Source organism: Streptomyces hundungensis (genome assembly GCF_003627815.1).
Classification (GTDB): Bacteria; Actinomycetota; Actinomycetes; order Streptomycetales; family Streptomycetaceae; genus Streptomyces; species Streptomyces hundungensis_A.
This window is the reverse complement of the sequence record NZ_CP032698.1, coordinates 6,367,214-6,390,662: the sequence shown is the minus strand read 5'-3', so window position 1 is coordinate 6,390,662 and position 23,449 is coordinate 6,367,214. Positions and strand designations below refer to the sequence as shown.

General features: G+C 71.8%; 21 protein-coding genes. 7 read left to right on the top strand and 14 right to left on the bottom strand.

Going from position 1 to position 23,449, the window contains the following annotated elements:
- Nucleotides 1-58: 58 nt before the first annotated feature.
- From DWB77_RS28330 to DWB77_RS28320, 3 genes are all read right to left on the bottom strand, one after another.
- A complete protein-coding gene (locus DWB77_RS28330; protein WP_120724355.1) occupies nucleotides 59-478 on the bottom strand; it encodes a ribonuclease domain-containing protein in 420 nt (139 codons plus the stop codon).
- Nucleotides 479-607: 129 nt separating this feature from the next.
- Complete coding sequence (locus DWB77_RS28325) at nucleotides 608-1,522, bottom strand: SDR family oxidoreductase (protein ID WP_120724353.1); 915 nt, start codon at nucleotides 1,520-1,522, stop codon at nucleotides 608-610.
- Between the two features lie 28 nt (nucleotides 1,523-1,550).
- Complete coding sequence (locus DWB77_RS28320) at nucleotides 1,551-2,321, bottom strand: SDR family oxidoreductase (RefSeq protein WP_120724351.1); 771 nt, start codon at nucleotides 2,319-2,321, stop codon at nucleotides 1,551-1,553.
- A 56-nt stretch (nucleotides 2,322-2,377) separates the two neighbouring features.
- On the opposite strand from DWB77_RS28320, the gene DWB77_RS28315 reads away from it, so the two are divergent.
- The 5 genes from DWB77_RS28315 to DWB77_RS28295 are packed head-to-tail and all read left to right on the top strand — an operon-like array spanning nucleotide 2,378 to nucleotide 6,815.
- On the top strand, nucleotides 2,378-3,157 hold the full coding sequence (locus tag DWB77_RS28315; RefSeq protein ID WP_120724349.1) for an enoyl-CoA hydratase family protein: 780 nt from the start codon (nucleotides 2,378-2,380) through the stop codon (nucleotides 3,155-3,157).
- Nucleotides 3,154-3,996, top strand: a complete 843-nt coding sequence (locus DWB77_RS28310; protein WP_120724347.1) for a CoA transferase subunit A — start codon at nucleotides 3,154-3,156, stop codon at nucleotides 3,994-3,996. Before DWB77_RS28315 ends, DWB77_RS28310 begins: the two co-directional genes overlap by 4 nt.
- On the top strand, nucleotides 3,993-4,739 hold the full coding sequence (locus tag DWB77_RS28305) for a CoA-transferase subunit beta (protein WP_120724345.1): 747 nt from the start codon (nucleotides 3,993-3,995) through the stop codon (nucleotides 4,737-4,739). Before DWB77_RS28310 ends, DWB77_RS28305 begins: the two co-directional genes overlap by 4 nt.
- Nucleotides 4,740-4,780: 41 nt before the next feature.
- Nucleotides 4,781-5,830, top strand: a complete 1,050-nt coding sequence (locus DWB77_RS28300; RefSeq protein WP_120728355.1) for an NAD(P)H-dependent flavin oxidoreductase — start codon at nucleotides 4,781-4,783, stop codon at nucleotides 5,828-5,830.
- Nucleotides 5,831-5,861: 31 nt separating this feature from the next.
- A complete protein-coding gene (locus tag DWB77_RS28295; RefSeq protein ID WP_246033669.1) occupies nucleotides 5,862-6,815 on the top strand; it encodes a tyrosine-protein phosphatase in 954 nt (317 codons plus the stop codon).
- Nucleotides 6,816-6,833: 18 nt separating this feature from the next.
- Here the strand turns inward: DWB77_RS28295 and DWB77_RS28290 are convergent, their stop codons facing one another.
- From DWB77_RS28290 to DWB77_RS28270, 5 genes are all read right to left on the bottom strand, one after another.
- Nucleotides 6,834-8,612: a DEAD/DEAH box helicase gene (locus DWB77_RS28290; protein WP_428985159.1), complete on the bottom strand. Its 1,779-nt coding sequence runs from the start codon at nucleotides 8,610-8,612 to the stop codon at nucleotides 6,834-6,836.
- 121 nt (nucleotides 8,613-8,733) lie between these two features.
- Complete coding sequence (locus DWB77_RS28285; RefSeq protein WP_053727847.1) at nucleotides 8,734-8,937, bottom strand: cold-shock protein; 204 nt, start codon at nucleotides 8,935-8,937, stop codon at nucleotides 8,734-8,736.
- A 204-nt stretch (nucleotides 8,938-9,141) separates the two neighbouring features.
- A complete protein-coding gene (locus tag DWB77_RS28280; protein WP_120724341.1) occupies nucleotides 9,142-10,299 on the bottom strand; it encodes an acetyl-CoA C-acetyltransferase in 1,158 nt (385 codons plus the stop codon).
- A gap of 26 nt (nucleotides 10,300-10,325) precedes the next feature.
- Complete coding sequence (locus DWB77_RS28275; RefSeq protein WP_120724339.1) at nucleotides 10,326-10,940, bottom strand: TetR/AcrR family transcriptional regulator; 615 nt, start codon at nucleotides 10,938-10,940, stop codon at nucleotides 10,326-10,328.
- An 18-nt stretch (nucleotides 10,941-10,958) separates the two neighbouring features.
- The gene (locus DWB77_RS28270) at nucleotides 10,959-11,747 is read right to left on the bottom strand and encodes an SDR family oxidoreductase (RefSeq protein WP_120724337.1); all 789 of its coding nucleotides are present in this window, start codon (nucleotides 11,745-11,747) and stop codon (nucleotides 10,959-10,961) included.
- 54 nt (nucleotides 11,748-11,801) lie between these two features.
- On the opposite strand from DWB77_RS28270, the gene DWB77_RS28265 reads away from it, so the two are divergent.
- Both DWB77_RS28265 and DWB77_RS28260 read left to right on the top strand, forming a co-directional pair.
- Nucleotides 11,802-12,971 carry an acyl-CoA dehydrogenase family protein gene (locus DWB77_RS28265; protein ID WP_120724335.1) on the top strand — a complete coding sequence of 390 codons (1,170 nt, stop codon included), beginning with the start codon at nucleotides 11,802-11,804 and terminating at the stop codon, nucleotides 12,969-12,971.
- Nucleotides 12,968-13,948 (top strand): acyl-CoA dehydrogenase, encoded by a 981-nt coding sequence (locus DWB77_RS28260; RefSeq protein ID WP_120724333.1) that lies wholly within the window; start codon nucleotides 12,968-12,970, stop codon nucleotides 13,946-13,948. The genes DWB77_RS28265 and DWB77_RS28260 overlap by 4 nt, the downstream gene beginning before the upstream one ends.
- 53 nt (nucleotides 13,949-14,001) lie before the next feature.
- Here DWB77_RS28260 and DWB77_RS28255 read toward each other — a convergent pair whose 3' ends face one another.
- The 6 genes from DWB77_RS28255 to gltB all read right to left on the bottom strand — a co-directional run bounded on the left by DWB77_RS28255 (nucleotide 14,002) and on the right by gltB (nucleotide 23,229).
- A complete protein-coding gene (locus tag DWB77_RS28255; RefSeq protein WP_120724331.1) occupies nucleotides 14,002-14,721 on the bottom strand; it encodes an SDR family oxidoreductase in 720 nt (239 codons plus the stop codon).
- Nucleotides 14,722-14,837: 116 nt separating this feature from the next.
- On the bottom strand, nucleotides 14,838-15,374 hold the full coding sequence (locus DWB77_RS28250) for a HutD/Ves family protein (RefSeq protein WP_246033668.1): 537 nt from the start codon (nucleotides 15,372-15,374) through the stop codon (nucleotides 14,838-14,840).
- Nucleotides 15,371-16,090 (bottom strand): vWA domain-containing protein, encoded by a 720-nt coding sequence (locus DWB77_RS28245; RefSeq protein ID WP_120724326.1) that lies wholly within the window; start codon nucleotides 16,088-16,090, stop codon nucleotides 15,371-15,373. Before DWB77_RS28245 ends, DWB77_RS28250 begins: the two co-directional genes overlap by 4 nt.
- A 149-nt stretch (nucleotides 16,091-16,239) precedes the next feature.
- Nucleotides 16,240-16,863, bottom strand: coding sequence for a LysE family translocator (locus DWB77_RS28240; protein ID WP_120724324.1), 624 nt, complete (start codon nucleotides 16,861-16,863; stop codon nucleotides 16,240-16,242).
- Between the two features lie 329 nt (nucleotides 16,864-17,192).
- Nucleotides 17,193-18,653 carry a glutamate synthase subunit beta gene (locus DWB77_RS28235; RefSeq protein ID WP_120724322.1) on the bottom strand — a complete coding sequence of 487 codons (1,461 nt, stop codon included), beginning with the start codon at nucleotides 18,651-18,653 and terminating at the stop codon, nucleotides 17,193-17,195.
- A complete protein-coding gene (gltB, locus tag DWB77_RS28230) occupies nucleotides 18,646-23,229 on the bottom strand; it encodes a glutamate synthase large subunit (protein ID WP_120724320.1) in 4,584 nt (1,527 codons plus the stop codon). The genes DWB77_RS28235 and gltB overlap by 8 nt, the downstream gene beginning before the upstream one ends.
- Between the last annotated feature and the right edge of the window lie 220 nt (nucleotides 23,230-23,449).

Here is a 23,449-nt window from a genome sequence, read left to right as displayed (position 1 = left end):
CCCGCCCGTCCGCTGAGGACGTGCGGGCCCGCAGTGGCGGTGAGCGCCAATTACCGTGTCAGCAGCCGAAGTTGACGAGGCGGAAGGTGGCGTAGTGGTCGGCGGTGTAGTAGTCCTCCTGGGACTTCTCACCGGTGATGATCCGGCGGGTTCCGCGCGTCGGGGCGCCCGGGGTGATCACGGTGTACTCGTGGTAGTAGCCGCTGCTCTGCTGGGCCAGCACCCCTTCGCGGTTCTGGAAGACGACACCGTCCTGGGAGTACGGGAACGGGCCGCCCTGGTCGATGAGGCGCAGGGTGTCGTGCGCCTGGGAGGGCAGTGCGGAGTAACAGACGCTGCCGACCGAGGAGACGGACACCGCGGAGGCGGCCGGGGCCGTGGGGGTGGCCGAGGCGGCGCCGGCGACCGGGCCGGTGAGGAGGGCGGCGGCGATGGCGAAGGCGCCACCGAGGGCTTTGAGGCGTGGGGGGATGCTCATGCGGCCATGATGACGCGCGTAGAGCGGCGGCCGTCAACGCCAACTCCGTTGAATTTTCTTCTTGTTCACTCAGCCCGTCGATGTGTTCACCCAACCCCCCGATCGTGTAAGCCCAACAGCCCCTCCCGCCTAGCGTGATCCGTACACCGCTCCCGGAGTCTGCGCCTCGGTGAGGAGTTTCAGGGCCGCCGTGCCGGCCTCGCGCGGGGTCCAGCGGGCCCCCTTGTCGATGGTCGGGCCGGCCCGCCAGCCCTCCATGACGGTGATGCGGCCGGCCTCCGTCTCGAAGACCCGCCCGGTGACGCCCTCGCTCCCGGCCGAACCCAGCCACACCACCAGGGGCGAGACGTTCTCGGGGGCCATCGCGTCGAAGGCGGCGTCCTCGCCGGGTGCGGCCATCGCGTCCGCGAAGGTGGTCTCGGTCATCCGGGTGCGGGCCGACGGCGCGATGGCGTTGACCCGCACTCCGTAGCGGCCAAGCTCGGCCGCCGCGACCAGGGTGAGCCCCACGATCCCGGCCTTCGCGGCGCTGTAGTTGCCCTGCCCGACCGAGCCCAACAGGCCCGCTCCGGAGCTGGTGTTGACCACCCGGGCCGCGACCTCGCGGCCCGCCTTGGCTTCGGCGCGCCAGTACGCGGCGGCGTGTTTGAGGGGCAGGAAGTGGCCCTTGAGGTGGACCCGCATCACCGCGTCCCAGTCGTCCTCGTCGAGGTTGACCAGCATCCGGTCGCGCAGGAATCCGGCGTTGTTGACCAGCGTGTGCAGCGCTCCGAACCTCTCCACGGCCGTCGCGATCAGGGAGGCCGCGCCCTCGGTCGTGGCGATGTCGCCGTCGTGCGCCACGGCTTCGCCGCCCGCCGCGCGGATCTCGTCGGCCACCGACTGTGCCGGGCCGCGGGACCGGCCGGCCCCGTCCGGTGCGACGCCGAGGTCGTTGACGACGACCCGGGCCCCCTGTTCGGCGAAGGCCAGGGCGTGGGCCCGGCCAAGACCGCGCCCCGCGCCGGTCACGATCACGACGCGCCCCTCGCACAACCCGCTCATCTTCCGTTCTCCTCACGCTCGTTGACGGTCAGCTTCGGTCGCCGCGGTTGACGGTGGCCGCGTCCAGGAAGGCGGGGCGTTCACCGCCGCCGTGGACGAGCAGCGAGGCCCCGCTGATGTAGGCCGCCCGCGCGCCGGCGAGGAAGACGGCCGCCGCGCCGACGTCCTCGGGTTCGGCGAGCCGGCCGAGCGGCACGGTCGCGCCGACGCGGGCGACGCCGTGCGCGTCGCCGTAGTGCAGCTCGCTCAATTCGGTACGGACCATGCCGAGGACCAGCGTGTTGACGCGGACCTCGGGTGCCCACTCCACCGCCATGGAACGGGCGAGGCTGTCCAGGCCGGCCTTGGCCGCGCCGTAGGCGGCCGACCCCGGCGAGGGCCGCACCCCGCTCACGCTGCCGATCATCACGACCGATCCCCGGGCGGCCCGCAGATGGGGCCGGGCGGCGAGCGAGGCCGTGAGGGGGGCCACCAGATTCAGCTCGACGACGCGTGCGTGGCGCTCGGCCTCGCCCTCCTCCAGCAGCCGGTAGGGGGTTCCGCCCGCGTTGTTGACCAGGGTGTCCAGACGCCCGTAGTCCGTGGCGAGCGCCGCGAAGAAGTCCCGTACGGCGTCGGGTTCGCGCAGGTCGAGCGGGCGGAACTCGGCCGTGCGGCCGCCCGAGGCGACGGGCGTTTCGGGCGGTCTGCGGGCGCACACCACGACGTCCGCGCCCGCGTCGAGGAACGCCCTGGCGATGCCCGCGCCGACGCCCCGGGTGCCACCGGTGACGACGACTGCCTTCCCGGCCAGCTCCATCCGCTGCTACCTTCCTGACCTAACAAATGTTTGGTGGAAAGGTAGCTGATCCGCCCATGGGTGTCTCCACCGCAAGCCCCGAGAAGGGCATTCGCCTCGTCACGGTCGACTTCCCGCCCGTCAACGCCCTTCCCGTGCGGGGCTGGTACGAGCTCGCCGACGCGGTGCGCGCGGCGGGCCGTGACCCCGAGAACCGCTGTGTGGTGCTCGCCGCCGAGGGCCGCGGTTTCAACGCCGGCGTCGACATCAAGGAGGTGCAGCGCGACAGCGGCCACAGCGCGATCCTCGGCGCGAACCGCGGCTGCGCCGAGGCGTTCGCCGCGGTGTACGAGTGCGAGGTGCCGGTCGTCGCGGCGGTGGGCGGGTTCTGCCTGGGCGGCGGCATCGGCCTGGTCGGCAACGCGGACGCGATCGTGGCGAGCGAGGACGCCGTCTTCGGCCTGCCCGAGCTGGACCGGGGTGCGCTGGGCGCCGCCACCCACCTGGCCCGTCTGGTCCCGCAGCATCTGATGCGCGCGCTCTACTACACCTCCCGCACGGTGTCGGCGCGGGAGCTGCACGCCCACGGATCGGTGTGGAAGGTGGTGGAGCGGGCCGAACTCCTCGCACAGGCACTGGAGTTGGCGCGCGAGATCGCCCGCAAGGACGGCATGCTCATCCGCCTCGCCAAGGCCGCCATCAACGGCATCGACCCCGTCGACGTACGCCGCAGCTACCGCTTCGAGCAGGGCTTCACCTTCGAGGCCAACCTCAGCGGCGTCGCCGACCGCGTCCGCGACACGTTCGCGCCGGGCGGGGCGCCTCCACCGCCGGCCACCGAGGAGGCCTCGCCGTGACGGACAAGACCATGACGCCCGAGGACGTCGTACGGCGGCTGCGCAGCGGCATGACCGTCGGCATCGGCGGCTGGGGTTCGCGCCGCAAGCCGATGGCCCTGGTGCGGGCCCTGCTGCGCTCCCCCGTCACCGATCTGACGGTGATCTCCTACGGCGGACCCGACGTCGGGCTGCTCGCCGCCGCGGGCCGCATCCGCACACTGATCGCGCCCTTCGCCACGCTCGACTCGATCCCCCTGGAGCCGCACTTCCGTGCGGCCCGCCAGGCCGGCGCCTTCGAGCTGATGGAGATCGACGAGGCGATGTTCATGTGGGGCCTGCACGCCGCCGCGAACCGGCTGCCGTTCCTGCCGGTGCGGGCGGGCATCGGCTCGGACGTGATGCGGGTCAACCCGGGCCTGCGCACGGTCACTTCGCCCTATGAGGACGGCGAGACGTTCGTGGCGATGCCCGCGCTGCGCATGGACGCGGCGCTCGTCCACCTCAACCGCGCCGACCGGCTCGGCAACGGCCAGTACCTGGGCCCGGACCCGTACTTCGACGACCTGTTCTGCGAGGCCGCCGACAGCGCGTACCTCTCGTGCGAGCGGATCGTGGACGGCTTCAAGGGCGCTCCCGCACAGTCCCTGCTGGTCAAGCGGTATGCGGTCACCGGCGTCGTGGAGAGCCCCCACGGCGCCCACTTCACGTCCTGCGCCCCCGACTACGGCCGTGACGAGCCGTTCCAGAAGCTGTACGCGAGCACGCCCTGGGCCGAGTTCGCCGAGCGGTTCCTGTCCGGGCCCGACGAGAAGTCCTATCAGTGCGCGGTGCAGAGCTGGCACGAGGAGCGAACGTGACGACGAACGCCGTGCGGGTGACCCGCGCCGAGTACTGCGTGATCGCGTGCGCCGAGGCGTGGCGCGACAACGGGGAGGTGCTCGCGAGCCCCATGGGGCTCATCCCGTCGGTGGGGGCCCGTCTCGCCCGGCGGACCTTCTCCCCCGATCTGCTGCTCACCGACGGCGAGGCGATGCTGGTCGGCCCCGACGGGGAGCCCGAGGGGTGGCTGCCGTACCGCCACCACCTCACGATGGTCACCGGCGGGCGGCGGCACGTCATGATGGGCGCGAGCCAGATCGACCGGTTCGGCAACCAGAACATCTCCTGCATCGGCGCCTGGGACCGGCCCGCCCGTCAGCTCCTCGGCGTACGCGGGGCGCCGGTCAACACCCTGAACAATCCGGTGAGTTACTGGGTGCCGAAGCACTCCACCCGGGTCTTCGTGCCGAAGGTCGACATGATCTGCGGGGTCGGTTACGACAGCGCGGCGGCCGCGGGCCCCTCCGCCACCCGCTTCCACCGCATCCCGCGGGTGGTGAGCGACCTCGGCGTCTTCGACTTCGCGACGCCGGACCACGCGATGCGGCTGGTCTCGCTGCACCCCGGGGTCACGTTGGAGGAGGTGCGCGGGGCGACGGGGTTCGAACTGGCCGGCTGCGAGGAGGCGGCGTACACCCGGGAGCCCACCACCGAGGAGCTGCGCCTCATCCGCGAGGTCCTCGACCCGGACGGGCTGCGCGAGCGCGAGGTGGCGCGTTGACGCCCGCACACGCGACGGCTCCGGCGGGTGAGGGGCCGCGCATCGAGACGGCCCTGACGAAACTGGTCGGCGTACGGCACCCGATCGTGCAGACCGGCATGGGCTGGGTCGCGGGCCCCCGACTGGTGTCGGCCACCGCGAACGCGGGCGCGCTCGGCATCCTGGCCTCCGCGACGATGACGACCGACGAACTGCGCCGGGCGGTCCGGGAGGTCGCCTCCCGTACGGACGCGCCGTTCGGGGTCAATCTGCGGGCGGACGCCGCCGACGCGCGCGAGCGGGTGCGGATCATCGTCGACGAGGGCGTGCGTGTGGCGTCGTTCGCGCTGGCCCCCTCCCGCGACCTCATCGCCGAGCTGAAGGAGGCGGGGGTCGTCGTGATCCCTTCCATCGGGGCCAGACGGCACGCGGAGAAGGTCGCGGCGTGGGGCGCGGACGCGGTGATCGTGCAGGGCGGCGAGGGCGGCGGCCACACCGGGGAGGTCGCGACCACCGTGCTGCTTCCGCAGGTGGTGGACGCCGTGGACATCCCGGTGATCGCGGCGGGCGGCTTCCACGACGGGCGGGGCCTGGTGGCGGCGCTCGCCTATGGCGCCGCGGGCGTGGCGATGGGCACCCGCTTCCTGCTCACCGCCGACTCGACGGTCCCCGACGCGGTGAAGGCGCGCTATCTGCGCGCCACGGTGCAGGACGTCACGGTGACCACGGCCGTGGACGGCCTGCCGCACCGCATGCTGCGCACCGAGCTCGTCGCCCTGCTGGAACGAGCCGGTCGCGCCAGGGCGTTCGCGTATGCGGTGCGCCACGTCTCGGGCTTCCGAGAGGTGTCCGGCCTGACGTGGCGTCAACTGGTCAGGGACGGAAGGGAGATGAAGCACGGAAAGGACCTGACCTGGAGTCAGATGCTTCTGGCGGCGAACACCCCGATGCTGCTGAGGGCGTCGATGGTCGAGGGCCGCACCGACCGGGGAGTGATGGCCTCGGGCCAGGTAGCCGGGCTCATCGAGGATCTCCCGAGCTGCGCCGAGCTGGTCGCCCGCGTGATGGACGAGGCCGCGCACGTGCTCGCCGCTCTGCCCCCTGCCCAGTGAATCCCCTTTGGACACACGGGAGTTGACCCCCATGAACCGAAGAAGCGGCCGCACGGTGACACGTGCCAGGGCGATGCGTGCCGGGGCGGTGACCGCCGCCCTCGCCGCGACCCTGGCGCTCGGCCTGCCCGCCACGGCATCGGCATCGGCGTCGGCGCCGCCCACCACCCAGGGCATACACCGCCAGGACGCCCCCGCGATCCGTCAGGTCGTGCTCCAGGGCGCGGTGAACGTCCGCGACCTGGGCGGCTACGGAACGTATGACGGCGAGCCGGTCCGCTACGGGCTCGCCTACCGGGCCGACGCGCTGAACAGGACGACGGACGGGGACCTTTCGACGCTGGCCCGGCTCGGCCTGCGGGAGGTGGCCGACTTCCGGACGCCCCTGGAGCTCCAGTACGACGGCCCCGACCGGCTGCCGGCCGGGCTCGCCCCGGCCTCGCACCCGGTCACCGACAGCGGCCTGTACGCGCAAATGCTGGCCGCGATCGGCTCGAGGGACCCGGCGACGCAGGACGCGATGCTGGGTCACGGCAGGGCGGAGGCGCTCATGCGCGCCGAGTACCAGGCGTTCGTCTCGGACCCGGCGGCCCGCGCCGAGTTCGGGGCGGTCCTCAAGGACCTGGCCTCGGCGCGCGGCCCGCTGCTCTTCCACTGCACCTCCGGCAAGGACCGCACCGGCTGGGAGAGTTACGTCCTGCTGCGCGCGCTGGGCGTGCCCGCCGCGACGGCCCAGCAGGACTACCTGGCGTCCAACGGCTTCCGGGCGGCGGCCGACGCGGCGCTGCGGGCGGCCCTGAAGCAGTCCGGCACGATGCGGGACCCGGATCTGCTGATCCCCCTCCAGGAGGTACGCCTCGACTACCTGGACGCGGCCCTGGACCAACTCACCGCGCTCTACGGCGACTTGTACGGGTATCTGACCCAGGGGCTCGGGCTTGACCTGCGCGACCTCGCGGCGCTGCGGGCCCGGCTCGTGACCTGAGGGCCGGTAGGGGCCGGGTCAGCCCCGGCCGCGCCCCGCGCCCGCCGCGCCACCCTGGCCACGGCCGCGACCACCCTGGGAACGGGAGGACGGAGCGCCCTGACGGGAGCTCGCAGCGCCTTGACGGGAGGGTGCCGAGCCCTGACGGGAGGGTGCAGCACCTTGACGGGAGCTCGCAGCGCCCTGACGGGTGGGTGCCGAGCCCTGGCGGGAGGCCGGAGCGCCCTGGCGGGAGGTGGCCGCGCCCTGCGTCCGTCCGCCCTGGGAGCGGGGGGCCGCGCCTTGGCTCGAACCCTGGGTGCGCGCACCCTGCGAACGGGGCGCGGACGGCTGGGTCGAGCCCTGGCCGCCGCCCCGGCGGCCCCGGCCGCGTCCGCCGGAGGAGGCCCGCTTGGGTTCCGGCTGGGCCGGGACCTCGATGACCACGGGGACGCCCGACGGCTCCCGCGCGCCCGTGACCTGGACGAGCTCCTCGGAGCTCGACTTGATCTCGGCCGTGCGCGGGCGGATCCCGGCGAACGACATGAGCTTGGTCATCTCGCGCTTCTCGTCGGGCAGGACGAGCGTGACGACGCTGCCCGACTCCCCCGCCCGCGCGGTGCGCCCGCCGCGGTGGAGGTAGTCCTTGTGGTCGGTCGGCGGATCGACGTTGACGACCAGGTCCAGGTCGTCGATGTGGATGCCGCGCGCCGCGACGTTCGTCGCGACCAGCGCCGTGAGCTGGCCGTTCTTGAACTGGTCCAGGGTGCGGTTGCGCTGCGGCTGGGACCGTCCGCCGTGCAGGCCGCCCGCCCGGACGCCGCTGGCGAGCAGCCGCTTGACCAGCCGGTCCACGGAGCGCTTGGTGTCCAGGAACATGATCACGCGGCCGTCGCGGGCCGCGATCCGCGTGGTGACGGCCTTCTTGTCGGTCTCGTCCATGACGTACAGGACGTGGTGTTCCATCGTGGTGACGGCGCCCGCCGAGGGGTCGACGGAGTGCACCACCGGGTCGGTGAGGAACATCCGGACCAGGCGGTCGATGTTGGCGTCCAGGGTGGCCGAGAACAGCATCCGCTGCCCGTCCGGCTCGACCTGCTTGAGCAGCGCCACGACCTGCGGCATGAAGCCCATGTCGGCCATCTGGTCGGCCTCGTCGAGCACGGTGATGCTCACGTTCTCCAGCGAGCAGTCACCCCGCTCTATGAGGTCCTTCAGCCGGCCCGGCGTGGCCACCATGACCTCGGCGCCGCGGCGCAGCGCGTTCGCCTGCTTGGTGAGGGAGAGCCCGCCGACGACGGTGGTGAGGCGCAGGTTGACGGCCGTCGCGTACGGGGTGAGCGCGTCGGTGACCTGCTGGGCGAGCTCGCGCGTCGGTACGAGGACCATCGCGAGCGGCGCCTTGGGCTCGGCGCGCCGGCCCGCGGTGCGGGCGAGCAGGGCGAGGCCGAAGGCGAGGGTCTTGCCGGAGCCGGTGCGTCCGCGGCCGAGGATGTCCCGGCCGGCGAGCGAGTTCGGCAGGGTGGCGCCCTGGATGGGGAACGGCTCGGTCACGCCGTGCGCGTCGAGCGTCTTGAGCAGCGCCGCGGGCATGTCCAGGTCGGCGAACGCGTCGACGGCCGGCAGCGCGGGGGTGAGGGTCTCGGGCAGGGTGAATTCGCCCTGCGGCGCCATGGTCCGGCCCTTGGCGGGCTTCGCGGACTTGGCGGCGGGCCGGCCGGAGGCCCTGCGGGCGCCGGAGGTGGAACCGGAACCGGAACGGGAGCCGGTACCCGTACCAGAACCGGTACCGGAGCGCTTGCTGGTCATGCGCGTCATGCGGAATTTGCCTTCCTTGACAAGACAGCACAAGCCGGGACCCGCACCTGAGGGTGCGGGCCCCGGCTGCGAAATTCGCGAGCCGCTGAAGTCGCGGCTGCAAAATACGCCTCGTCGGCGATTAGGCGGGGAGGATGTTCTCCGCCTGAAGGCCCTTCTGGCCCTGGGTGACCTCGAAGGAGACCTTCTGGCCCTCGAGGAGCTCACGGAAGCCGGAGGAGGCGATGTTGGAGTAGTGGGCGAAGACGTCGGGGCCGCCGCCGTCCTGCTCGATGAAGCCGAAGCCCTTTTCCGAGTTGAACCACTTAACGGTGCCAGTAGCCATGTCATTTCTCCTAAGACAGGGGCAGTTCCGGAAATCCGCGGAATTACGGATTCCTCGTCGCCGCATTGAGCCCATCCGGAGAAACCCGGAAAACAAATATGCGCCTGAGGAGCATTCCCGTCAGGCGCACATAAAGTATATGGGTACCAAAACTGCAACACGCCCACAGTAGCATGCCGCGGCTGAGGCCCACCGTGACGGCGGTTACAGGCGTTCGACGATGGTCACGTTGGCCTGGCCGCCGCCCTCGCACATCGTCTGGAGGCCGTAGCGGCCGCCGGTGCGTTCCAGTTCGTGCAGCAGGGTCGTCATGAGTTTCGCGCCGGTCGCGCCCAGGGGGTGGCCCAGCGCGATCGCGCCGCCGTTGACGTTGACCCGGTCCGGGTCGGCGCCGGTCTCCTTGAGCCATGCGAGCGCCACCGGCGCGAAGGCCTCGTTGATCTCGACGAGGTCGATGTCCTCGATCCGCAGGCCGGTCTTCTTCAGGGCGTGGGCGGTGGCGGGGATCGGCGCGGACAGCATGCGGATGGGGTCCTCGCCGCGTACCGAGAGGTGGTGGATGCGGGCGCGCGGGGTCAGTCCGTGCTCGGTGACGGCTCGCTCGGAGGCGATGAGGAGGGCGGCCGCGCCGTCGGAGACCTGGGAGGAGCAGGCCGCGGTGATGGTGCCGCCCTCGACGACGGGTTTCAGGGCCGCCATCTTCTCCAGGGTGGTGTCTCTGCGCGGCCCCTCGTCCGTGGTGACGCCCGCGCAGGCCACGCTCTCGCGGGCGAAGCGGCCCTCGTCGATGGCGCGCAGGGCGTTTCGGTGGGAGCGCAGCGCGAACTCCTCCATGGCGCGGCGCGTCACGCCCCACTTCTCGGCGATGAGCTGGGCGCCGTGGAACTGGTTGACGGGGGCGTCGCCGTAGCGCGCCCGCCAGCCCTCGCTGCCGAGGAAGGGGCCCTCGGTCAGGCCGAGCGGTTCGGCGGCCTGGCGGGAGGCGAAGGCGATGGGGATCATCGACATGTTCTGGGTGCCGCCCGCCACCACCAGGTCCTGGGTGCCGGAGAGCACGGCCTGGGCGGCGAAGTGCAGGGCCTGCTGGGAGGAGCCGCACTGGCGGTCGACGGTCACGCCGGGCACTTCCTCGGGCAGGCCGGCCGCCAGCCAGGAGGTGCGGGCGATGTCGCCGGCCTGGGGGCCCACGGTGTCCAGGCAGCCGAAGACGACGTCGTCGACGGCGGCGGGGTCGATGCCGCTGCGTTCGACGAGCGCCTTGAGCACATGGGCGCCGAGGTCGGCGGGGTGGACCGCCGAGAGCCCTCCTTTGCGCCGGCCCACCGGGGTGCGTACCGCTTCGACGATGTAGGCCTCGCTCATGCCAACTCCCCAATTCTGTGCGCCGGTTACACGCGTACGGCGATTCCGTCCAGGACCATCGAGAGGTACTGGCGGGCGATCTCCTCCGGGCTGTGCCGGCCGCCCGGCCGGTACCAGGACGCGGCGACCCACACCGTGTCCCGTACGAAGCGGTAGGTGAGGCGGATGTCCAGGTCGGCGCGGAAGGCCCCGGAGCCGACTCCGCGCTCCAGCGTCCCCAGCCATGCCTTCTCGAACTTCTGCTGGGAATCCGTCAGGTAGTGGAAGCGGGGCAGTACGGCCAGGTGCTTGGACTCCTTCTGGTAGATCGCGACGGCGGCGCGGTGCCGGTCGATCTCCCGGAAGGACTCGGTGACCAGGGCCTCGATCGTCTCGCGGGGCCCGAGGCCGGAGGCGAGCACGGCGTCGTAGCCCTCCCAGAGTTCGTCGAGGAAGGCCGAGAGGATCTCGTCCAGCATCGACTCCTTGGAGTCGAAGTGGTAGTAGAGGCTGCCCGCGAGCAGGCCGGCCTCGTCGGCGATCCTGCGGACGGTGGTGGCGTTGTACCCGTGGGCGGCGAACACCTCGGCCGCCGTGGCGAGGAGTTCGCGCCGCCGCTCGGGCGAGGCGGTCACCTGGGTCTTCTTCTTGTTCGTCGGCACCCGGCCATTGTGCTGCCCTCAGGGGTGCTGGCTGCTGACGGAGACGACCTCGCCGGTCAGGTACGAGGAGTAGCCGCTGGCCAGGAAGACGATGACGTTGGCGACCTCCCAGGGCTCCGCGTACCGCCCGAACGCCTCGCGGGCGGTGAGTTCTTCGAGCAGTTCGGCGGAGGTGACCTTCGCCAGGTGCGGGTGCATGGCGAGGCTGGGTGCGACCGCGTTGACCCGTACGCCGATGGCGGCGGCCTCGATCGCGGCGCACCGGGTGAGCGCCATGACGCCGGCCTTGGCGGCGGCGTAGTGGGCCTGGCCGGCCTGGGCGCGCCAGCCGACGACGGAGGCGTTGTTGACGATGACGCCCGGGCGGCCGCTCTCCTGGAAGGCGCGCAGGGCCGCGCGGGTGCAGCGGAAGGTGCCGCCCAGGGTGACGTCGAGGACCTTCGACCAGGACTCGTCGGTCATGTCGATGAGGGAGCAAGTGCCGCCGAGGCCCGCGTTGTTGACGACGATGTCGAGTCCGCCGTGTTCGGCGGTGGCGAGCGCGAAGAGCGCCCGGACCTGCTGCTCGTCGGTCACGTCGCACGGCAGGGAGGCGATGTGGTGCGCACCGAACTCGGCGGCGAGTGCCTGCTCGGTCTCTTTCAGACGGCGGGCGTGGGCGTCGCCGATGACGACGCGGGCGCCTTCTTCGAGGAGCCTGCGGGCGGTGGCGCCGCCGATCCCGGCGCCGGCCGCGGCGGTGACGACGGCGGTGCGGCCGTCGAGGAGGCCGTGGCCCGGCACGTACTGAGCCTTGTTGTCCGTCACGGCGCCACGTTAACCTACCAAACACTTGTTAGGGAAGGATGGTGCTCCGCCCCCATGGACCTGGATCCCACACCCGATCAGCAGGCCTTCCGGGCCGAGGCGCGCGACTGGCTCGCGGCCCACGTCCCGGCCGCTCCGCTCCCGTCCCTGGAGACCGCGGCCGGTTTCGCCGCCCACCGGGAGTGGGAGGCGCGCCTGTGCGCGGACCGCTGGTCGGTGGTGTCGTGGCCCGGGGAGTACGGGGGCCGGGGCGTCGACATCTTCGGGTGGCTGATCTTCGAGGAGGAGTACTTCGCGGCGGGCGGCCCCGGCCGCGTCTCGCAGAACGGCATCCATCTGCTCGCGCCCACCCTGTTCGACCACGGCACCGCCGAACAGCGGGCGCGGATCCTGCCGGACATGGCGAGCGGCGCGACGATCTGGGCGCAGGCCTGGTCCGAGCCGGAGGCCGGTTCCGACCTCGCCTCGCTGCGCTCCAAGGCCGTGCGCACCGACGGGGGTTGGCTGCTGACGGGGCAGAAGACCTGGTCCTCGCGGGCCGCGTTCGCCGACCGCGCGTTCGGCATCTTCCGCACCGACCCGGACGCGGCCGAACCCCACCGGGGGCTGACGTATCTGATGTTCGACCTGCGGGCGCCCGGCGTGACGGTGCGCCCCATCGGCCGCCTCGACGGCAAGCCCGCCTTCGCCGAGCTCTTCCTCGACGGCGTGTTCGTACCGGACGAGGACGTCATCGGCGAGGTCGGCGCGGGCTGGCGGATCGCCATGTCGACGACCGGCAACGAGCGCGGTCTGATGCTGCGCTCCCCCGGCCGCTTCCTCGCCTCGGCGGCGCGTCTCGCGGAGCTGTGGCGCGCCGTGGGCGACCCGGCGGACACCGCGCTGCGCGACCGGGTCGCGGACGCGGTGATCGGGGCGCGCGCCTATCACCTCTTCACCTGCGCCAACGCCTCACGCTTCGCCGCCGGCGAGAGCATCGGCGCCCGGTCCAGCCTCAACAAGGTGTTCTGGTCGCAGTACGACATCGCCCTGCACGAGTGCGCGCTCGATCTGCTCGGCCCCTACGGGGAACTGTCGGACGACGCCGACGAGGCGCCCGCGCACGGCAGTTGGGCCGAGAGCCACCTCTTCTCGCTGGCGGGTCCGATCTATGCCGGGACGAACGAGATCCAGCGCGACATCATCGCCGAGCGTCTGCTCGGTCTCCCGAAGGGACGCCGATGAGGTTCCTGCTCACCGCGGAGCAGCGCGACTTCGCACGCTCCCTGGACGCGATGCTCACCGCCGCCGACACCCCCGCGACGGTACGGGCCTGGAGCGCGGGGGACGCGGGGCCCGGGCGCGCCCTGTGGTCGCGCATCGCCGAGGCGGGGGTGTTCGCGCTCGCCGCGCCCGAGGAGTACGAGGGGCTCGGCCCGCTCCCCGTCGAACTGGGCCTGGCGTGCGTGGAGTTGGGGCGCCACGCCGTGCCGGGCCCGCTGGTGGAGACGGTGGCGGCGGCCGCGCTCCTGGCCCGGCTCGCGGAGCTGGGCCAGGAGGGTCCGGCCAAGCGGCTGCTGCCCGCGATCGTGTCGGGCGCGTGCGCGGCGAGCGTGCTGTTCCCGGGGGCGAGCCCTTACGCGCTCGACGCGGACACGGCGGACGCGGTGCTCGTCGTGAGCGGCAAGGAGCTGCGGCTCGCCCCCGGTCACGGGCCCGTCCAGCGCTCGGCCGATCCCGCACGGCGTCTGTCCCGGCCGCTCGGCGGCGGTGAACTCCTCGCGGCGGGACCCGAGTTGACCCGGGCCCTCGTCCACGCCACGGTCCTGGGGCGGCTCGCGGCGGCCGGGCAGTGCCTCGGGGTCGCCGAGGCCCTGCTGCACCGGACGGTGGCGTACGTCAAGCAGCGCACCCAGTTCGGGGTGCCGATCGGCTCGTTCCAGGCCGTCAAACACCGGCTGGCGGACACCCTGGTCGCGGTGGAGTTCGCCCGGCCGCTGCTGTACGGAGCCGCGCTCACCCTCGCTCCCGGCGACGTCGCGGCCGCGAAGGTGACGGCCGGGGAGGCCGCGTACGCCGCCGCCCGCACCGCGCTGCAACTGCACGGCGCGGTCGGCTACACCCAGGAGCTCGACCTGTCGCTCTGGCTGCGCAAGGCGCGCCCGCTCAGGGACGCGTGGGGGACGCCGGGCGAGTGCCGGGCGCGGGTGCTGGCGGGCTGAGCGGGGCGGGGGCTGGTCCCTGGTGGGGGCGGCGGCGCGGGCGCCGGCGGGGGTCAGTGGAGCTGGCCGGTGGGGCGGACCACCACTTGGTTGACCTCGACCCCGGCCGGCTGGGCCAGCGCCCAGACGACGGCCTCGGCCACCTGGTCGGGGGTCATCGCGGGGCCGTCGGGGACGACGCCGGTGGGATGGCTGGACCAGAACGGGCTGTCCACCCGGCCCGGGGCGACGAGGGTCACCCCCACGCCGGAGCCGGTGACAAGGACCCGGGTGTTCTCCGCGAGCGAGGTCAGGGCGCTCTTGCTGACCGAGTACATGTTGCCCGGGGTGTTCTTGATGCCCGCGGTGCTGCCCACCATCACGACGCGGCCCTTGCTCGCGGTGAGCGCGGGCAGCGCCGCCTTCACCAGGACGGCGGGGCCGAGCACATTGACCAGGAGCATCTCGCGCCAGTGGTCGGGGTCGCCGTCGGCGAGGTTGTCGTGGGTGGAGAACCCGGCGTTGGCGACGACGTGGTCGAGCCGCCCGAACGTCTTGACCGTCGCCTCGACCGCCGCGCCGATCGACGCCAGATCGGTGGTGTCCGCCGCGACCGCCAACACCCGCTCAGGGGCGTCGAGTTGGGCCACGAAGGCGTCCAGCTTCGCCTGGTCGCGGCCGGTGACGGCGACCCGGTGGCCCGCGCCCAGGAGCCGCTGGACGGTCGCCGCCCCGATTCCGCTCGCGCCGCCGGTGACAAGAGTGACCGCGCCGTTGTCGTGCTCCCTGTTCATGAACTCCCCTGGCTCCTCGAACGCGTCGAATGACCAGGTGACTGTAGCTTCCGGCGGCCCGGGCGTCCGGGGGTTCGCGAGGGCGCGCGCCCGCTCGGTGACGCCCGGCTCGCGGCCTACCGCGTCGGCAGGGTGACGACGGCCGTGTGGCCTTCGGCCCGCACCCTCACCGGCTGCGCCTCGGTGAGCACCGCGTCGTAGCAACCCAGGCGTACGCCGTTGACGTGGGCGGGGGCGTCCAGGGCGACGACCAGGGCGGGTCCGGCGATGGTCACATCGCCCCGCACCACGGCGACCGAGGGCGCCGCGTGGCCCCGGCGGTACATCACGTTGAAGTTGACGACGGGGCCGGCCAGGAGCCGGCAGTCGGTGGGGGCGTCGCCCGGGAAGCGCTGCGGCACGAACTTCTCGTCCACCAGGCGCCGTTGACCGCCCACCGTGAGGTCCATTCCGGCGCCCTCGACGACGGTGAGGATCCGGTCCACGCCGGGGAACCCGGAGAACGGCCCGTCCGCGCCGACGTCCGCGAGGCTGACCCGCCAGATGAAGTCAGCGGTGCCGGCGCCCTCGGGGTGGGCGGCGATGCTCCGGGTGACCCCGCCGCCGTTCCTCCACGGCACGGCCCCGCGCGCGGCGGCCCGCAGGACCCTCACCGTACGATCCCTCGCGCCCGGGCCGCGCGCAGCCACTGCGGGAACTCGCCCAGCAGCCGGTCGTAGAGCTGGGCGTCGTTCACCTTGCGGGGGTCGGTGCCCGCGGCGAAGAACCCGGCGTTGTCGACGCATCGGCGCTCGGGGACGGCCAACTCGTCCAGCCTGCGCAGGAAGTCGAACTGGTGGCTGCGGGGGTTGCCGAACCCGATGAACTGCCAGAACATCGGCAGGGTGGCCGCCTTGCAGACGTAGCGCTCGGCCGCGAGCCGGCTGCTGGGGCCGCCGTCCGTCTGGAAGACGACCAGGGCGGGGGCGCTCGCGCCGCTCTCCAGGTAGTGGTCGATGACGGCGTCCATTGCCACGTGGTAGTTGGTGCGGCCCATGTGGCCGAGGTTGGCCACGATCCGCCCTATGCGGCCCTGGTGGTTCTCCAGGGCGATCTCCGTCTCGGCGTCGATGTCGGTGGAGAAGAACACCACCGGGACGCGGCCGTCGTCGTCGAGGTGGGCGGAGAGGCCCAACACCCGGTCGGCGAGCGCCTGCACGCTGCCGTCCTTGAAGTACGGGCGCATCGAGCCGGAGTGGTCGACGACGAGGTAGACCGCGGCCGTCTCGTCGTCGAGCCCGTGTCTCTCCAGGGAGGCGGCGGCGCTCTTGTAGAGGGAGACGAGTGCGGGGGCGCTCTCCTCCACCTTCTGGAGGGACAGTGCGGGCATGCGCCTCTCCGTTCGCTCGCCGTCCGACGGGTCGGGAGTGCCGAGGGTACGCCACCTCATGGGCGCGCAGTGGCCTTGCCCCGGCCCCGGCCCTGCCCTGGCCCTGCTCTCAAGGGCCGCGCGGCCGTTGGAGGCGCGCGGCCCGTGGGTCAGCGGCTGGCGTCGGCCAGTTTCAGGCCGAGGCCCACGAAGGCCACGGCGAAGGTCCGGCGCATCCAGGCCAGCACCTTGGGGCGGGAGATGATGCGGTCGCGCACGCCGGCCGCGAAGGCACCGTAGACCACGAAGACGACGAACGTCATGGCCATGAAGACGGCGGAGAGTTCGAGCATGGGCACGAGCGAGTGGGCGCTGTCGGCCGGGACGAACTGGGGCAGGAACGCCAGGAAGAACATGGACAGCTTCGGGTTGAGGAAGTTGATCAGGATGGCCGTCCAGGTGACTTGCGCCGACGAACGCTCCTGCGGCTCGCCGCCGTCCTGCACGTCGATTCTCATCGCGCCCTTCTCACGCAGGGTCGCCCAGGCGAGATAGAGCAGATAGCAGACGCCGGCCCACTTGAAGCTCGCGAAGGCCACGGCGCTGGTGTGCAGGACGGCGGCGAGGCCCGCGATCGCGGCGGCCAGGTGCGGGACGATGCCGAGGGTGCAGCCGAAGGCTGCCACCACGGACATGCGGAACCCGCGGGTCAGGCCTGTGCCGACGGTGTACACCGCGCCGGTTCCCGGCGCGACCACGATGATGAACGCGGTGATCAAGAACTCAACACCCATGAGACGAGGCTCCCTTGACGGACGGGCCGGCCGGTCCGGCCCCTGCCGCCACCACTGTGCCACCAGCACCCCTCCCGAGCGGGGGCTCCGCCCCCTGCACCCCCGTTCGCGCCTAAAGGGCGCTCGTCCTCAATCGCCGGACGGGCTAGGTATGCCCATGCTGACCAGCACCGGGCAGTTAAGGGGCGCGGGGAACTGCGCGGGCGGCCACGTGTGGGCTGGGGGTAAGGGCGGCCGTGCGCGCCGCGACGCCCGCCCAGTCGTCCGGTCGGGGACAGTGGGGCGGGCGTCGGTCAGTTCCGCACGTCGTTGTACGGGACGTCGTGGGGTCAGACCGTCAGGGCACGGTCCGTGGGGCGGATCGGCGCGGGCAGGTCGCTCGCACCGGTCAGGTAGCGGTCGACACCGCGGGCCGCGGAACGGCCTTCGGCGATCGCCCAGACGATCAGGGACTGGCCGCGGCCCGCGTCACCGGCGACGAAGACGCCGTCGACGTTGGTCGCGAAGTCCGCGTCACGGGCCACGTTACCGCGCGCGTCCAGTTCGAGGCCGAACTGCGCCACGAGGCCGTTGGCCTGGTCGGTACCGGTGAAGCCCATGGCCAGGGTGACGAGCTGGGCGGGGATGGACCGCTCGGTGCCGGGCTTGGGGGTCAGCTTGCCGTCGATGAACTCGACCTCGGTGAGGTGCAGCGACTGCACGTTGCCGTCCTCGTCGCCCTCGAAGTGGGTGGTCGAGACGGAGTAGACCCGCTCGCCGCCCTCCTCGTGCGCGGAGGTCACCTTGTAGAGCATGGGGAACGTCGGCCAGGGCTGGCCGGGGTTCCGCTCGTCGCCCGGCCTCGGCATGATCTCCAGCTGGGTGACGGAGGCAGCGCCCTGGCGGTGGGCGGTGCCCACGCAGTCCGCGCCGGTGTCGCCGCCGCCGATGACCACGACGTGCTTGCCCTCGGCGGTGATGGGGGGCGCCACGAAGTCGCCCTCCTGCACCTTGTTGGCGAGCGGCAGGTACTCCATCGCGAAGTGGATGCCGTTCAGCTCGCGGCCCGGTACCGGCAGGTCGCGCGAGACGGTGGCGCCGGCCGCGATGACGACCGCGTCGTAGCGCTTGCGCAGCTTGGCGGCGTCGATGTCGCGGCCGATCTCGATCTCGGTGCGGAACTTGGTGCCCTCCGCGCGCATCTGCTCGATGCGGCGGTTGATGTGCACCTTCTCCATCTTGAACTCGGGGATGCCGTAGCGCAGCAGGCCGCCGATGCGGTCGGCGCGCTCGTACACGGCGACCGTGTGGCCCGCCCGGGTCAGCTGCTGGGCGGCGGCCAGGCCCGCCGGGCCCGAGCCGATGACCGCGACGGTCTTGCCGGACAGGCGCTCGGGCGCCTGCGGCTTGACGTCACCCGTGTCCCACGCCTTGTCGATGATGGAGACTTCGACGTTCTTGATGGTGACGGCGGGCTGGTTGATGCCGAGCACACACGCCGACTCGCACGGGGCCGGGCAGAGCCGTCCGGTGAACTCGGGGAAGTTGTTGGTGGCGTGCAGCCGCTCGGAGGCGGCCCCCCAGTCCTCGCGGTAGGCGTAGTCGTTCCACTCGGGGATCAGGTTCCCCAGCGGACAGCCGTTGTGGCAGAACGGGATGCCGCAGTCCATGCAGCGCCCGGCCTGCTTGCTGATGATCGGCAGCAGGGAGCCGGGAACGTAGACCTCGTTCCAGTCCTTGAGGCGCTCGCCCACCGGGCGGGTCTTGGCGACCTCGCGGCCGGTGGTCAGGAAGCCCTTGGGGTCAGCCATTGGTCGCCGCCTCCATCATCTTCTCGGTGGTCTCCTGCTCGGAGAGACCGGCGAGCTCAGCGGCGTCCTTGGCGGCGAGCACTGCCTTGTAGGTGGTGGGGATGATCTTGCTGAAGCGGTCCACGTTCACGGACCAGTCGGCGAGCAGCCTCTCGGCGACCGTCGAGCCGGTCTCCTCGAAGTGGCGGCGCACGACGTCGTGCAGCCACTGCTCGTCGGTGTCGCTCAGACCCTCGATGGCGCCCAGGTTCCCGGAGTTGACGTTGTCCCGGTCGAGGTCGATGACGTAGGCGATGCCACCGGACATGCCGGCCGCGAAGTTGCGCCCGGTCTCGCCGAGGACGACCGCGTGGCCGCCGGTCATGTACTCGCAGCCGTGGTCGCCCACGCCCTCCGAGACGACGGTGGCACCCGAGTTGCGGACGCAGAAGCGCTCGCCGGTGCGGCCGCGCAGGAACAGCTCGCCGCCGGTCGCGCCGTAGGCGATGGTGTTGCCCGCGATCGTGGAGTACTCGGCGAGGTGGTCGGCGCCCCGGTCCGGGCGGACGATGACGCGTCCGCCGGAGAGGCCCTTGCCGACGTAGTCGTTGGCGTCGCCCTCCAGGCGCAGGGTCACACCGCTCGGCAGGAACGCGCCGAAGGACTGTCCGGCCGAGCCGGTGAAGGTGATGTCGATGGTGTCGTCGGGCAGGCCCGCACCGCCGAACTTCTTCGTCACCTCGTGGCCGAGCATGGTGCCCACGGTCCGGTTGATGTTGCGGATCGCGATCTGCGCGCGGACCGGCTGGGCGGCCTCGGCGCTGTCGGCCTCCAGGGCGTCGGCGGCGAGCTTGATCAGCTCGTTGTCCAGCGCCTTCTCCAGGCCGTGGTCCTGCTCGATCACCGCGTGGCGCACGGCGCCCTCGGGCAGCTCGGGCACGTAGAACAGCGGCTTCAGGTCCAGGCCCTGGGCCTTCCAGTGCGTCACGGCCCGGTCGGTGTCGAGGAGTTCGGCGTGGCCGACGGCCTCCTCGATGGTGCGGAAGCCGAGCTCGGCGAGGATCTCGCGGACCTCTTCGGCGATGAACTCGAAGAAGTTCACGACGAATTCGGGCTTGCCGGAGAAGCGGTCGCGAAGGACCGGGTTCTGGGTGGCGATGCCGACGGGACAGGTGTCGAGGTGGCAGACGCGCATCATGACGCAGCCGGAGACGACGAGCGGCGCGGTCGCGAAACCGAACTCCTCGGCGCCGAGCAGTGCGGCGATGATCACGTCGCGGCCGGTCTTGAGCTGGCCGTCGGTCTGCACCACGATGCGGTCGCGCAAGCCGTTGAGCAGCAGCGTCTGCTGGGTCTCGGCGAGGCCGAGCTCCCAGGGGCCGCCCGCGTGCTTGAGCGAGGTCAGCGGCGAGGCGCCGGTTCCGCCGTCGTGGCCGGAGATGAGGACGACGTCCGCGTGCGCCTTGGAGACACCGGCGGCCACGGTTCCGACGCCGACCTCGGACACGAGCTTCACATGGATGCGCGCGGCCGGGTTGGCGTTCTTGAGGTCGTGGATCAGCTGAGCCAGGTCCTCGATGGAGTAGATGTCGTGGTGCGGCGGAGGCGAGATCAGACCGACGCCCGGGGTGGAGTGCCGGGTCTTGGCGACCCACGGGTAGACCTTGTGGCCGGGCAGCTGGCCGCCCTCGCCGGGCTTGGCGCCCTGCGCCATCTTGATCTGGATGTCGTCCGCGTTGACCAGGTACTCGCTGGTCACGCCGAAGCGTCCGGAGGCGACCTGCTTGATCGAGGAGCGGCGCGCCGGGTCGTACAGGCGGTCCGCGTCCTCGCCGCCCTCACCGGTGTTGGACTTGCCGCCCAACTGGTTCATGGCGATGGCGAGGGTCTCGTGGGCCTCGCGGGAGATCGAGCCGTACGACATGGCGCCGGTCGAGAAGCGCTTGACGATCTCGCTGACCGGCTCGACCTCGTCGACGGAGATCGACGGCCGGTCACTCTTGCCGTTCTCATTTGTCTTCAGGGCGAACAGACCGCGCAGCGTCATGAGCCGCTCGGACTGCTCGTTCACGCGGCCGGTGTACTGCTTGAAGATGTCGTACCGCTTGGTGCGGGTGGCGTGCTGGAGGCGGAAGACCGTCTCGGGGTCGAACAGGTGCGGCTCGCCCTCGCGGCGCCACTGGTACTCGCCGCCGATGTCCAGGGCGCGGTGCGCCGAGGGAACACCGGAGGCGGGGTACGCCTTGGCGTGCCGGGCGGCGACCTCCTTGGCGACGACGTCGAGGCCGGCGCCGCCGATCTTGGTGGCGGTGCCGATGAAGTACTTCTGCACGAAGGCCTCTTCGAGGCCGACGGCCTCGAAGACCTGGGCGCCCCGGTAGGAGGCGACCGTGGAGATGCCCATCTTGGACATGACCTTCAGGACGCCCTTGCCGAGCGCGTGGATCAGATTGCGGATGGCCTGCTCGGGCTCCAGGCCCTCGATGAAGGTGCCGGCCCGGACCAGGTCCTCGACGGACTCCATCGCGAGGTAGGGGTTGACCGCCGCGGCACCGTAGCCGATGAGCAGCGCGACGTGGTGCACCTCGCGGACGTCACCGGCCTCGACGAGCAGACCCACCTGGGTGCGCTGCTTGGTGCGGATGAGGTGATGGTGGACGGCGGCGGTGAGCAGCAGCGAAGGGATCGGCGCGTGCTCGGCGTCGGAGTGCCGGTCGGAGAGCACGATCAGGCGGGCGCCGCCCTCGATCGCGGCGTCCGTCTCCTTGCAGATGGCCTCGATGCGGGCGGCGAGCGCGTCGCCGCCGCCGGAGACCCGGTAGAGGCCGGAGAGCGTCGCGGCCTTCATCCCCGGCATGTCGCCGTCGGCGTTGATGTGTATCAGCTTCGCCAGCTCGTCGTTGTCGATGACCGGGAAGGGCAGCGTGACACTGCGACACGAGGCGGCGGTCGGCTCCAGGAGGTTGCCCTGGGGGCCGAGCGTGGAGCGCAGGCTGGTGACGAGCTCTTCGCGGATCGCGTCCAGCGGCGGGTTGGTGACCTGCGCGAACAGCTGCGTGAAGTAGTCGAAGAGCAGCCGGGGGCGGGCGGAGAGCGCGGCGATCGGCGAGTCGGTGCCCATGGAGCCGAGCGGCTCGCCGGCGGTGCGGGCCATCGGCGCGAGGATGACGCGGAGCTCTTCCTCGGTGTAGCCGAAGGTCTGCTGGCGGCGGGTGACCGAGGCGTGGGTGTGCACGATGTGCTCCCGCTCGGGCAGGTCCTCCAGCTCGATCTCGCCGGCTTCCAGCCACTCCTGGTACGGGTTCTCGGCGGCGAGGGACGCCTTGATCTCGTCGTCCTCGATGATGCGGTGCTCGGCGGTGTCGACCAGGAACATCCGGCCGGGCTGGAGGCGGCCCTTGCGGACGACCTTCGCGGGGTCGATGTCGAGCACGCCGACCTCGGAGGAGAGCACCACGAGACCGTCGTCGGTCACCCAGTAGCGGCCCGGGCGCAGGCCGTTGCGGTCGAGGACCGCGCCGACCTGGACGCCGTCGGTGAAGGTGATGCAGGCCGGGCCGTCCCAAGGCTCCATCAGCGTGGAGTGGAACTGGTAGAAGGCGCGGCGGGCCGGGTCCATCGACTCGTGGTTCTCCCACGCCTCGGGGACCATCATCAGGACCGAGTGCGGCAGCGAGCGCCCGCCGAGGTGGAGGAGTTCCAGCACCTCGTCGAAGGAGGCGGAGTCGGAGGCGTCCGGGGTGCAGACGGGGAAGATCCGGTCGATCTTTCCGGCGCCGGAGTTGAACAGGTTCGAGGCGAGCTGGGACTCGCGGGCCACCATCCAGTTGCGGTTGCCCTTGACCGTGTTGATCTCGCCGTTGTGCGCGACGAAGCGGTACGGGTGGGCCAGCGGCCAGCTGGGGAAGGTGTTGGTGGAGAACCGCGAGTGCACGAGGGCGACGGCGGTGGCGCAGCGGCGGTCGGAGAGGTCCGGGAAGAACGGCTCCAGCTGGCCGGTGGTCAGCATGCCCTTGTAGACGACGGTCCGGGCGGAGAGCGACGGGAAGTAGACACCGGCCTCCCGCTCGGCGCGCTTGCGCAGCACGAAGGCCTTGCGGTCGAGCGCGATGCCGGACGTGGCTCCGTCGCTCACGAAGAGCTGGCGGAAGGCGGGCATGGTGGCGCGGGCGCCGTTGCCGAGCAGCTCGGGGGTGACGGGAACCTCGCGCCACCCGAGGACGGTGAGGCCCTCCTCGGCGGCGATCGTCTCGATGGCCGAGACGGCCTCCGTGGTCTCCTCCAGGGGCAGGAAAGCGATACCGACGGCGTACGAGCCCGCCTCGGGCAGCTCGAAATCCGTGACCTCGCGCAGGAACGCGTCCGGGACCTGGAGCAGGATGCCGGCGCCGTCGCCGGAGTCCGGCTCGGAGCCGGTGGCACCGCGGTGTTCCAGATTGCGCAGTACGGTCAGGGCCTGCTCGACCAGCTCATGGCTGGCAACCCCGGTGAGGGTGGCCACGAACCCGACGCCACAGGCGTCGTGCTCGTTACGGGGGTCGTACATCCCCTGCTGGGCGGGGCGACCGTCCATGGGCGACCAGGCGTCGGAACGCATCGGCTCTCCCGTCGTCGTCGTGGCATGTGCTTGCCGAGGGACGACGTTGGCCCTCTGCGAAATTTGGTGCAGGTTACATGATGGAACGTATCTCGGGAACCGGATAGTGCATTCCAACATGCGGACACCCGGCTGCGGGCTTCGTTGCCCACGGGGGCGCACAGGAGTGCGGTTCTCGGGTGTGTACGGCCTATGCCCGGCGGTTACAGGTGTGAAACCG